This is a genomic window from Capnocytophaga stomatis (assembly GCF_002302635.1).
Taxonomy (GTDB): Bacteria; Bacteroidota; Bacteroidia; order Flavobacteriales; family Flavobacteriaceae; genus Capnocytophaga; species Capnocytophaga stomatis.
The window spans coordinates 1218831-1230651 of record NZ_CP022387.1 but is presented as its reverse complement, the minus strand read 5'-3'; the positions used below and the strand labels follow the sequence as shown (position 1 = coordinate 1230651).

10 protein-coding genes and 1 riboswitch are annotated in these 11821 nt (G+C 36.2%); of the genes, 6 read left to right on the top strand and 4 right to left on the bottom strand.

All coding sequences use genetic code 11. From position 1 onward, the window contains the following. Positions 1–15: 15 nt before the first annotated feature. The 5 genes from CGC58_RS05555 to CGC58_RS05535 all read left to right on the top strand — a co-directional run bounded on the left by CGC58_RS05555 (position 16) and on the right by CGC58_RS05535 (position 5523). Entirely contained in the window at positions 16–537 is a 522-nt protein-coding gene (locus CGC58_RS05555; RefSeq protein ID WP_198540763.1) for a restriction endonuclease subunit S, read from the top strand. 12 nt (positions 538–549) lie between these two features. Continuing rightward, entirely contained in the window at positions 550–1458 is a 909-nt protein-coding gene (locus CGC58_RS05550; protein WP_095895676.1) for a DUF5655 domain-containing protein, read from the top strand. 154 nt (positions 1459–1612) lie between these two features. Continuing rightward, positions 1613–1711, top strand: a riboswitch (SAM-I-IV-variant riboswitch). A gap of 60 nt (positions 1712–1771) precedes the next feature. Continuing rightward, positions 1772–2041, top strand: coding sequence for a hypothetical protein (locus tag CGC58_RS05545; protein WP_095895675.1), 270 nt, complete (start codon positions 1772–1774; stop codon positions 2039–2041). 396 nt (positions 2042–2437) lie between these two features. Beyond that, on the top strand, positions 2438–4102 hold the full coding sequence (gldJ, locus tag CGC58_RS05540) for a gliding motility lipoprotein GldJ (protein WP_095895674.1): 1665 nt from the start codon (positions 2438–2440) through the stop codon (positions 4100–4102). Between the two features lie 80 nt (positions 4103–4182). Continuing rightward, on the top strand, positions 4183–5523 hold the full coding sequence (locus CGC58_RS05535; protein WP_095895673.1) for a UDP-N-acetylmuramoyl-tripeptide--D-alanyl-D-alanine ligase: 1341 nt from the start codon (positions 4183–4185) through the stop codon (positions 5521–5523). A 56-nt stretch (positions 5524–5579) separates the two neighbouring features. Here the strand turns inward: CGC58_RS05535 and CGC58_RS05530 are convergent, their stop codons facing one another. From CGC58_RS05530 to CGC58_RS05515, 4 genes are all read right to left on the bottom strand, one after another. Further along, complete coding sequence (locus tag CGC58_RS05530; protein WP_095895672.1) at positions 5580–8864, bottom strand: glycosyltransferase family 117 protein; 3285 nt, start codon at positions 8862–8864, stop codon at positions 5580–5582. A gap of 369 nt (positions 8865–9233) precedes the next feature. Next, positions 9234–9788: a DNA adenine methylase gene (locus CGC58_RS05525; RefSeq protein ID WP_095895671.1), complete on the bottom strand. Its 555-nt coding sequence runs from the start codon at positions 9786–9788 to the stop codon at positions 9234–9236. 13 nt (positions 9789–9801) lie between these two features. Then, the gene (locus tag CGC58_RS05520; protein WP_095895670.1) at positions 9802–10248 is read right to left on the bottom strand and encodes an antA/AntB antirepressor family protein; all 447 of its coding nucleotides are present in this window, start codon (positions 10246–10248) and stop codon (positions 9802–9804) included. Positions 10249–10251: 3 nt separating this feature from the next. Next, positions 10252–10467, bottom strand: a complete 216-nt coding sequence (locus CGC58_RS05515) for a hypothetical protein (protein ID WP_095895669.1) — start codon at positions 10465–10467, stop codon at positions 10252–10254. 102 nt (positions 10468–10569) lie between these two features. Between CGC58_RS05515 and CGC58_RS05510 the strand changes: the two genes are divergently transcribed. After that, a complete protein-coding gene (locus tag CGC58_RS05510) occupies positions 10570–11220 on the top strand; it encodes a S24 family peptidase (RefSeq protein ID WP_095895668.1) in 651 nt (216 codons plus the stop codon). Positions 11221–11821 lie beyond the last annotated feature (601 nt).

Below are 11821 nucleotides of genomic sequence, written 5' to 3'. Positions count from 1 at the left end.
GAGTTATATATATTGTTGAAAAGAGGGAAATCACCAAAATATGGCAATTCAAACATTCAAGTTATTAAATCAGGACAAGCCAGAGGGTATTCCCAATTTGATTTTTCTCAGCCTGCTTTTGTAAGAGAAGATTTTGTTTTAGATGAAAGAAAATTGCAAAAAGGCGATATTTTAATCAATTCAACGGGTGTGGGTACAGCAGGAAGAGTAACCTTATTTGAGCTTGAAGGGGATTTTGTCGCCGATAATCATATTACGATTTTTAGACCCAATGAAAAGCTCATTTCTAAATTTGGGTTATATTCATTAGCCAATATTGGATTTAAAACAATTGAAAGTATGGCAAATGGGGCAAGCGGTCAGATTGAATTAACGATTGACACTATTAAAACAATTTCATTTTTAGTTCCCCCACTTGCCAAACAGCAAGAAATCGTTTCGGAAATTGAGGGTTACGAAGTAGAAATAACCAAATTAGAGCAAATTATGGCACAAAGTAGCCAGAAGAAAAAAGCGATTTTAGAAAAATATTTGTAAAAAATAGAACCAATGAAAATCTATCATAAAACCAAAAACATTCTATCCGATTTAAAGGAGATCCCCTTTAAGTTGGAACGCGATATACAGCGATTATTGGAGCAGAATTTGGAGCAAGTTACAGGTTTGGAGCTGGTAAAATCCGAGTTTAAAGTTCAGGAGCAACGCATAGATACTTTGGCTTTTGATGCCGAAAGCAAGTCGTTTGTCATTATAGAATACAAGCGTTCCCACAATTACAGCGTGTTTGACCAAGGCGTGGGCTATCTGCGTACGCTCTTGCAATACAAAGCCGATTTTGTACTGGAATACAACGAAAATTTAGGAAAATTACTCAAAAAAGACGAAGTAGATTGGTCTCAAAGTAAAGTTGTTTTTGTTTCACCAGCCTTTAATTCACATCAGAAAAAAGCGGTGGATTTCAAAGATTTGAATATCGAACTTTGGGAAATTAAGCAATTTGAGGGCGACATTATTACCATCAACGGACTGAAAAAATCAGCTTCTGCCCCGAGCGTAAAATTGTCGGCTCAAAAAGAAAATGCTCAGCTTCAAGAAATCACCAAAGAGCTAAAAACTTACACCGAAGAAGATTTACTCAAAGGAAAACCCGATGAAACGTTGGAACTTTACGAAGAAGTGAAACAAGCGATCTGCAACCTTTCCCCAGAAATAGAGGTGGTTCCACAGAAACATTATGTGGCGTTTAGGATTGGAAAAAGAAATATTTCAGATATAGAAATTCAAAAAAGTGGACTGAAATTATTTATCAATAAAAAGATAGGAGAACTTGATGACCCTAAAAAACTAATGACTGATGTTTCTAAAAAAGGACATTTGGGCAACGGCGATTATCAAGTCAAAATCTCCGACCTCAAAAATATAGAATATTTGATGAGTTTGGTAAAACAAGTCTTATAAATAATGAGTGGATATTCTCTTATAAATCCCTGAATCTATCTTTCAGGGATTTTTGTTTTTATTCATAAAACAATTTTTAGTAAGTCATTTTTGAAGTTTTTTCTTGCAGAATTGAATAAAATTTGCAGTAAATATAAAAAATGTTTTACCTTTGTGCCATCATCAGGAGTTTCTGAGTGTCAGAACACCAACCGAGCTAAAGCCAGCCACGGTGGTTTAGAATGAGGGCAACCTGCCAAAAACAAAGGTTTCTTCTATTGTGACTTCATAACTTCTGTTGTAGGTGTATTAATCAATTATAACATACAATACAATGGAAAGAAAAGAAAAAACACTTCAAGATTTTTTTCAGGATTACAAACTTCGTTTCTCAAAAATGACAATTGATGAGTTAATAGAGGTTTTTAATAGAGAGGTAGGTAATATGGGCTGGGTAGGCATTCGAGGTGCTTATTTAGCTGCCTTACATCAGGAATTTCTTAGCAGGGAATTTGATTGTAGTCAATTTATTTTTGAGGATTCAACGTCCTTACAATATAAAATTCGTCTGGAGGGCAAAAAGTTAGTGCAGATTATTGACTAAAAAGCACATCTTTTGAAAGAAGAATCGTGAATTTAGCAATGCAAAAACGAGATTGAGGTGGAAAACTTTGGTCTCGTTTTTCTATTATCAGAAGCCAAATTCAACTTAAACGTACAGGGACTTTATTGAATTTTTTGAAAAAATATACGGATTTTAAGCAGTATTCTCGCAAAAAAAGACATCTGAAAATGTTAAATTTTTTGATAAAAACGTATTAATTTTTTTCTAAACAAAATAACTTTATGCTGGGTTATTTTGTTGTAAATAAGCGTTTTATGTTTGATTTATTGTAGGTTTGCTAAAGGGTAGGAAGTTAAAATGTTCGGATTATAACTTTTATTATAGAAAGTTTTGCTATCTTGCACCCGAAATTTATGCTAACAATATAGGTTTACTATGAAGAATAATCTGCTTAGAATTTTCGTTGTAGTGGCTATTTTTTCAGGTTTGTCCTTAACTACAAGTTGTGGAAAGAAATCTGACAAAAATATTTCAAATGCAACAGGATGGAAAATTAACTCTAAAGAGGGGGGCTTTCAGTACAATACTGACTTTAAAGAACAGGAAGCCGCTCCGGGACTTGTGCTTGTAGAAGGAGGGACATTCACTATGGGGCAAGTTCAAGATAATGTGATGCACGAATGGAACAACGTTCCTACGCAGCAGCACGTACAGTCATTCTATATGGATGAAACAGAGGTTACCAACAAAATGTATATGGAATATTTGGATTGGTTGAAGCACGTATTCCCTCCAGACCAAGAACAATACAGAAACATATATGTAGGAGCTTTGCCAGATACGTTGGTTTGGAGAAGTTCGCTTGGTTTTAATGAATCAATGGTAACAAACTACTTGCGTCACCCGGCTTATGCGGAATATCCTGTTGTTGGGGTGAATTGGGTACAAGCTGTTCAATTCAGTGTTTGGCGTACAGACCGTGTGAACGAAGCTATTTTGGAAAAATCTGGGTATTTGAATAAAGATACTCGTTATCAAGTAGATTCAGAAAGTACTTTTAGTACAGATGTATATCTTAACACTCCATCAAATTCATACGGAGGAAAAGTTTCTGAATTCGCAGGTAAAAAAGCAGTTACTAAGGAAGGAGAGCCAACTTACGCAAAACAAACAAGCGGAATTTTGGTTCCTGAGTATCGTTTACCTACCGAAGTTGAGTGGGAGTATGCTGCCAAATCGTTGAACGGAATTCGTGAGTACAATAATATCAGAGGAAGAAAGAAATATCCTTGGGACGGGGCGTATAGCCGTTCCACAAAACGTGCTACACGGGGTGACCAATTGGCTAACTTCAAGCAAGGAAAAGGAGATTACGGCGGACTTGCAGGATGGTCAGACGATAGAGGTGATATAACAGTTGCGGTAAAAACGTATCCGCCAAATGACTTTGGGTTGTATGATATGGCAGGAAACGTAGCTGAGTGGGTAGCCGATGTTTATCGTCCGATAATTGATGACGGAGAGAGCGACTTTAACTACTATCGTGGTAACGTGTATATGAAACACGCTATCGGAGAAGATGGCAAACAAGTTGTGGTAACGGCGGATAATATCAAGTATGATACACTTAGCAATGGTAAAATTATTGCAAGAAATCTTCCAGGAAACTTAGCAACAGTGCCTATTGACGAGAATGAAACATACTTGCGTTACAACTTCACGCGAAGTGATAACAGAAGTTTCCAAGATGGAGATAGATCTTCTTCACGTGGATATTACGGAAGCAGAGATGAGTTAGCTTCTTCAAAAGAGGAGAAAGACCACAGAAATACAATGTACAACGCTCCGAAACATAAAATTGAGAAAGATTCTATGGGATTGAGTCGTATATTTGATAAATCGAACGAGCGAACAACGTTAATTGATGACGAAGTACGCGTTTATAAAGGAGGTTCTTGGAGAGACCGCATATTCTGGATTGACCCTTCACAAAGGAGATATTTGCCTCAATACATTGCAACTGACTACATCGGATTCAGAAATGCAATGAGCCGTGTAGGAGCAAAATCATCCAGAAAAAATAAAACTCCGAAAGGTTAGACTTATTATCCAATATTAAAATTGAAAACTCTGTAGATATAGCATTTACAGAGTTTTTTTAATGAAATATCAACTTATTTATGGAAGACTTATACAGAAAATTTCTTGCTTCGTCAGGTGTTTGCACTGATAGTAGGAATGTTGCCAATAATTGTATTTATTTCGCTTTAAGAGGTGATTCTTTTGACGGAAATTTATTTGCAGAAGAAGCTCTTGAAAAAGGAGCATTATTCGCTGTTGTAGATAATCCTAATATAAAATTATCCGAAAAAACAATTTTGGTGGAAAATGTGCTTGCTACTTTGCAAAACTTAGCAAATTATCACCGCAGAAAGCTCAAAACTCCTATCATAGGAATTACAGGGAGTAACGGAAAAACAACAACCAAAGAGCTTATAAAGTCGGTTTTGTCGGAAGCATTTAACGTGGTGGCGACACAAGGGAACTTGAATAATCATATCGGAGTGCCTTTGACACTTCTTTCAATCACGCAGGAAACAGAAATCGCAATTGTTGAAATGGGAGCAAACCACCCTAAGGAAATAGAGTTTTTATGTTCAATTGCCGAGCCTGATTATGGCTACATTACAAGTATCGGAAAGGCTCATTTAGAGGGATTTGGCAGTTTTGAAGGTGTTGTAAAAACAAAAGGAGAACTGTACGATTATCTAAAAAAGAATAATAAAACTATCATTTTCAACAATAATGATGAACTTCAAAAGAAATTGTTGAGAGATTATCAAAATGTGTATTCTTTTGGAAATCAGAAGGGAGCTAATGTTTTTGTTGAGTGTTTGGCAACCAATCCGGTTGAAGTTTGTTTTAAAGAAACTTCTGTTAGGGAAGAACTGAAAACTTCCGAAGGAGTAACGGAAGTTCCTGAAATTGAAGGTTTTTCTGATGAAAAAATATACTTGAAATCTCATTTGGTAGGGAAATACAACTTTTCAAATATTGCTGCGGCGATTGCCTTTGCAAAGTTTTTTAAAATATCATCAGGAGCGATTAAACGAGGGATAGAAAAATATATTCCTGCCAATAATCGTAGTCAAATTCTCAATCAAGAAACGAACACAATTTTGTTGGACGCCTACAACGCGAATCCCAGCAGTATGTCGGAAGCTATCAGGAATGTAGCTGAATTAGAGGGGTTTGAAAAGAAAGTTCTTGTGCTTGGCGATATGTTTGAGCTTGGTGATTACGCGGCTCAAGAGCATCAAAATGTTGTGAATTTGGTTGAAGAAAATGTGTGGGAAAAAGTATTTTTCGTAGGAGAAAATTTTTATAAAACAGAGACCAAATATCCTAAGTTTAGGAGCTTTGAAGACTTTCAAAAAGCCTTTTCTCTGAAAGATTTTTCGGATAGTTTTATTCTCATTAAAGGCTCAAGAGGAATGGCTCTTGAACGAATATTAAAATAAAATATTAATGTGAAAATCGGATAGTTAAACGTTTAACTATCCGATTTTTTGTGTTCTTAATTTGTTATTGAATCCAGAGAATCTTTTACAGTATCGGGCTTCGTTAGCGAGTCATTTTCAATAGCTTCGTACTCTTCAAAGTCTTCTTCACTTAGGAAAGGAGAAATTAGTTTTTTGAGTAATTGATATTTCTCGTCGTATAACTTCTTGTCAAATTCTTCTATTTCAACGAGTAATCCCATATAATATCGTATCGTAGTGTCAATATTTTCGTATTGTTGATAGATTTCATTTGCAGGAAGTTGCGTGTAGTAATTCAACTCTTCTTCGTACTTTTTCATCACTTTTTTAGCCAACTCACGCCCTTTTTCAGCCTCACCTACCTGATAATAGCCTTGAATGAAAGGAGAAAGGAATGTGTAATAACCATAATGTTCCATCGGCATATTTTTCATAGCCAAATTGATGATGTTTTTAGCTTTGTCAATTTTCTTTTCCTCAATTAACTTTTCAAGCAAGCGAGCTAAATTTATACGGAAAGAAATTGAACTTCTGCGAGTTTCAACATCGTGATAGATATTTGAATCTCCCATATTGCCCCATTTCCATTTTGTCACGATGTCATACATTAAATCGCTGTCAATGCGTCCCATTTCGGAAGAATTTTTCTTAACAGGAGTTTTGATAGGCACTAATTTGTAAACCAATCCGTCCAATTGCAAATAATCCTTCATCCAAATGTATTCCTCGTCGTCAAAGCTTCCGCCTGTGAAGTAAATAGGGCGTTTCCAATCGTTGTTGGCGATTATATCGAGCATCATCAAGCGGGCTTTATCAATGCCGTTAGGTAACTTAATATCAATGTAATCAACGATTAAATGAGCGTCTTCAGGTTTTACAACACCGCTTTTCAGAACGTTTTCTTTATTTACTGGAATGCGAATTTTGTTGGTTGGATAGTAATGAATTGTTCTTCCGTCTTCGAGTACGTTTTTAGTATTTGGGTCATCGCTGGCAATCCAATTCATTAAGTCTTTTACATTCCACACGTTTTTGGTTCTTTCTATGAAATAAACCGCATCACGAACTCCGTAAGCGTACTGACTATGCTTTAATTGCGACGGAATTGGCTCGCTTTCATAGGCTTTTCGCTTCATTTGGTCGATGTACCAATCGGTTTGAAGCAAACTTGTGTTGATGGTTCGTACATCGGTTCGGTAGCCTTCAATTTCTTGAGCATACCAAAGTAAGAACGTGTCATTATCCCCGATGGTAAAAATCATAGCTCCTGTATCTTCAGAAATAGAATCCAAATAACAATGTGCGATTGCCTGAGCCGAATACTTTTCGGAGCGGTCGTGGTCATCCCAATTCTGGTAAGCCATCAGGGTAGGAACGCACAAAAGGGAAACGATAACAGCAATTGGAGCAGATAATTTCTGGCTTGTTGCTTTTCTAAGAAGCTCGAAAAGAGCATACACACCAAAGCCAATCCATATCGCAAAGGCAAAAAATGACCCAACCAAAGCATAATCACGTTCTCGTGGTTCAAACGGTTTTTCGTTGAGATATACTTTCAAGGCTAAACCTGTGAACATAAATAGCACGAACACTACCCACGTCTTTTGCTCACTTTTTAGCGACATAAATACCAAACCTAAAATACCTAAAATCAGCGGTAAAAAGAAATACGTATTTCGTGCTTTGTTGTTCAAAACATCTGACGGAAGATTGTCTTGCGAGCCTAATCGCATCGAATCGATGAAATTAATGCCACTGAGCCAGTTTCCGTGGTCATTATTCACTTTTCCTTGTATGTCGTCTTGTCTTCCCACGAAGTTCCACATAAAATAACGCAAGTACATATAGCTCATTTGGTAACTGAACATATATTGCATATTTTTGAAGAAACTTGGCTTCTCAACATCTAAATAACTGCTAAATCTGTTCAGGAATAGCTCATATTCATTAGGTGTAACTCTTCCTAAGTTTACCTGTTTTTTGAATTCATTAACCGCCTGATGGAGTTCTTTGTTTGAGAAATATTCCGGTTTGATTGAAAAATCAAGAAGACCTGTCAGCATCATATAATTCGCAGCGTGCTGTGCACTCCACATACGCGGAAGCAAGCCTGTGTGTTTTGAGTTGGGCGAAACTCTGGCGTTTTTATAGTGATTTACAATGATGTATTTGTTGTTTTCGTAATCCCTTTCGTATTTGGGTTTGTCATCTTTGTACGGATTTTCTTCATCTTGCCCTGCGTATTTGTCTGAAAACATTGGTCCGTAAAACAAGTGAGTTTCAGGGTATTGTTCTAACTTATAATAAGCTAATAACAAACGTGCATCGGTAGGGCTATTTTCGTTGATAACTACATCGGCATTGGCACGAATAGGAATCATCAGCCACGATGAAAATCCTATGAAAACAAACATTATACAAAGCGTAATTGTTTGTAAATAAACCTTTTGTTTTTTAGCGGCATAACGAAGCACAAAGAAAAACGCAATGATAATTGAAAGCCCCGCTGCGATTGTTCCCGAATTGAAAGGCAAACCTAACGAGTTTACGAAAAAGACTTCCAAATTCCCGAAATAAGCCAGCGTATAAGGAAGTATTAGCTTGAAAATCAGTAATAAAATTGCAATGGAAATCACATTTGCAATCACAAAGTTTTTAAAATTCTTTTTGTAATTACTGTTGAAGAAATAAAGCATCCCGATTGCTGGAATGGTAAGCAACGCCATAAAATGCACGCCGAATGATAATCCTATTACTAATGAGATTAAAATCAGCCATTTATCGCCTCGTTCTTTGTGAAGATTGTCCGTCCATTTGATTCCAAGCCAGAACATCGCAGCCATAAAAAGCATTGCCATTGCATAAACTTCAGCTTCAACGGCGTTGAACCAAAAACTGTCGGAAAAAGTATAAGTCAAAGCACCTACCAAACCACTTCCTAAAACAGCAATTACTTGAGGTACAGGTAGTTCTTCTGTCTCTGGAATGTTTTTGAAGGCAATTTTTTTAGTGAGATTTGTAATGATAAAGTACAGAAACAGAATCGTGAATGCACTCGAAAATACGGACATATAATTCACAAATAAAGCTACTTTTTCAGCCTCAGGAGCAAAAAAAGCGAAAAAAGCTCCCATCATCTGGAAAAACGGTGCTCCCGGCGGATGTCCTACTTCCAATTTTGCTGCGGTGGAAATGTACTCTCCACAATCCCAGAAGCTTACGGTTGGTTCTACGGTTAATCCGTAAGTTACTAAAGCGATGAAAAAAGTAACCCAACCTACAATAAGGTCATATTTTTTGAAATCCTTGTTTGTTAACATATTTTATTGATTTGAAAAAATAAACGTAAATCCTCAAATTTTTGAAGAAACTGATTAAGTTTGCGAATATATGAAAATAAAATAATAAATCTCACATTTCAAGCGAAATAATATCGAAAAATCAGGAGATGAATCGCTTTTGCTGGAAAAAATATTATCGGTTGGCAAATATTTTTCTATTTTCTATTTCTGCTTTGAAGAATGTTTATTTTTTACTTTTAAAATTGTTAATCAAATGTTTTATTTTTATAATCCGCAAAATGAAATGTCCCAATTTTCAAAATGAAATGTACATTTTTTGAGGATTTTTTATACACCGCAAAGATATTCAAAAAACGTAAAAACACGGCTCAATTGCCGTGTTTTTTGTTACAACTCATAATTCGCTGTCAACACTTCAATACGCTTTTTACCAGCGGTTTTACTACTTCCCAAATGCAAGGTGATTTCCTTTTGACACCAGCCAAACTCCTTTACGCACTTCAATAACTCGTTATTCTGATACGAACTTAACAAAAACTTGCCCTTAGCCTTTGATAATGCGTTAAGTAAGTCGTTAAAATATTCCTGCGTATAACCGCCATAATGCCCTTGGTTCGCACCCACGTAAGGCGGATCACAATAGATAAACGTTTTTTCGCTGTCGTGTGAAGAAATCACTGCACAGGCATCATTATTCTCAATTTGAACGTGTTTCAAACGTTCGGTATAATCCTCTGAAAATTGCAACACTTTGTTAATCAATCCTCTTTCGTTCTTTCCCGTGCGGTCGAAACGACAGTTTACAATCTGATTGGAAAAACCCGCATTGGTCGCATACCAAAACGCCCACGCTCTTTTCACGGGCGAAAACAAAAAAGGCGAATGATAGATTACCAATGCCGATTTATATGCCTCACGACTTACTATTGTTTTATTAACCAACGCTTTAAGAGCTTCAAAATCCGACTTTAAAACATTGTAGAAGTTTACCGGCTACCACATCGCCACGCAACAGGTTGGCACGGATGAGTTCTATGAGCTCTATCTGTTGCTGATTGCGTTTGCCACTGGGCAGAAGTTTGGGCTGTGGCTCTTTTGCTTTTTTCTCCATTTCGATAAAATAAAGCCTTGCCAACTTGCCTTTTTCGTTTCGCTCCACCATACTTAGCTCCTTTGCCATATCTATACTAATGGCGTATTCTTTTAATGGTCGTCCGCCGTTTGAGTTTTCGCCAGATTTGGCGAAAACCACAAAATCTTGATTTTCAACAAATCCATAATCCTCTATTCTGTCTTTAATCCAGTTGGAAAAATCTCTACCAACTTCAAGGAATTGATGCAATTCTCTTGCGTTTACGGCTCTTTGTCCGTTTTGCTCTGTGATTGTTATTAATTCTGTCATAATTTATTGATTTATAACGTTATTTAATACTACTTTTGTTACTTCATTTACAGCCTTTTCGGCTTTGTAATAGTCTTTTTTAATATCTTCGGCTGTATTACTTACTCGGTCGCCTGCCAACGCCTTGCGGACAAAATCAACCGTAACGCCGTAACTTTTAGACAATTCATTTATAATACTTTGATTGTACTTGTATTTTTTATTCTTACCTTTGCACATCGTCCTGTTTGTATTGTTTCACGGGACAAAATTCGCGACAAATTTCGAAATAACAAAATAAAATTCGAATTATTTTTCGAATATTTTTAAAACTGATTGATTATGAGTAGTATAAATTTTAGAATCAATGAGCTTGTTTCTCATTTTTCTAATGGAAATAATAGTGATTTTGCTAAAAAAGTCGGAGTAAATGAAGCCAATGTTCGTAATTATATATCGGGAACCGAACCTAAATTCGGTTTTTTAGAGAAAATTACAAATGCTTTCGAAATAAATTACGAATGGTTGCTTACAGGCAAGGGTGAGATGCTTAAAAGTGAGCAAAACTTACCTGTTGCTACCTATACAGAGAGTCTTAATGAGGGGATTCCGCTTATTCCGTTGGATGCAATGGCGGGGATAGGTAGTGGGGAAGTTTCTGTGTTAGAGCTTGATTGTGAGCGTTATGTAATACCAATGTTTAGAGGTGCGGACTATCTTATTCCCGTAAAAGGCTCGTCAATGATTCCTAAATACAACAGCGGTGATGTGGTTGCCTGTAAGAAATTATCCCTGCAAGATATTTTCTTTCAATGGAATAAAGTATATGTATTAGATACAGAGCAAGGAGCGTTAATTAAGCGTGTTTGTAAAGGTTCAGATAATGAACATATTACACTCGTTTCCGACAATGAAAAATACGAGCCGTTTGAGTTGCATAAGTCTCAAATATATGCCATTGCCTTAGTGGTAGGGGTAGTTAGGTTGGAGTAAAATGTAAAATAAAATGTGTCGGTTCAGTCATACCCCTCGCAGAATAAGCACAACAAAACATCTAATTTAGTATAAATCAATATTTTGTATTTAAAAATTCTATTTTTTAAATGGTAATCCTCCCCTTGTAATTCTTAAAAACATAGGGGTAATATTATTTTTTTACACCAGCACCCCCATTTTAATAAGGGTGTAAAACAAGTAAAATGTAATAGCAAATGTAATAACAACTATAATAGCAACTACTAAAATACCTGTTTTTCGGGGTAGTAGTTATCATTTTCGTTGGGGTACGCAAATGGTGGGTTGGGCGGGTCCCGGCAGGGGGTTCCGGCAACTCCGGAGACATAAAAAAAAGCCCCAAAAGGGCTTGTTTTATTGGGGTTTGGTAGTTTTTAGTACCTTTGTGCCTCATAATAGTAGTTACAGCAAATTATATGGTAATTTCGGGCTTTTTAAATGGTAATTAAATAGTAGTTAATAGTAATTGTTGTACATTTGGTTTTGTTTCCATTTTCGGGCTTTTTTGGTTGTAACTCCCTTATTTTTAATGTTTTTTCGGGCTTTTTTGGTTTGTATGTTTTTGTACATTACATTTTAA

Coding starts and splice junctions, on each gene's coding strand:
- CGC58_RS05550 (WP_095895676.1), top strand. CDS start 550: ATGAAAATCTATCATAAAACCAAAAACATTCTATCCGATTTAAAGGAG.
- CGC58_RS05545 (WP_095895675.1), top strand. CDS start 1,772: ATGGAAAGAAAAGAAAAAACACTTCAAGATTTTTTTCAGGATTACAAA.
- gldJ (WP_095895674.1), top strand. CDS start 2,438: ATGAAGAATAATCTGCTTAGAATTTTCGTTGTAGTGGCTATTTTTTCA.
- CGC58_RS05535 (WP_095895673.1), top strand. CDS start 4,183: ATGGAAGACTTATACAGAAAATTTCTTGCTTCGTCAGGTGTTTGCACT.
- CGC58_RS05530 (WP_095895672.1), bottom strand. CDS start 8,864: ATGTTAACAAACAAGGATTTCAAAAAATATGACCTTATTGTAGGTTGG.
- CGC58_RS05520 (WP_095895670.1), bottom strand. CDS start 10,248: ATGACAGAATTAATAACAATCACAGAGCAAAACGGACAAAGAGCCGTA.
- CGC58_RS05515 (WP_095895669.1), bottom strand. CDS start 10,467: ATGTGCAAAGGTAAGAATAAAAAATACAAGTACAATCAAAGTATTATA.
- CGC58_RS05510 (WP_095895668.1), top strand. CDS start 10,570: ATGAGTAGTATAAATTTTAGAATCAATGAGCTTGTTTCTCATTTTTCT.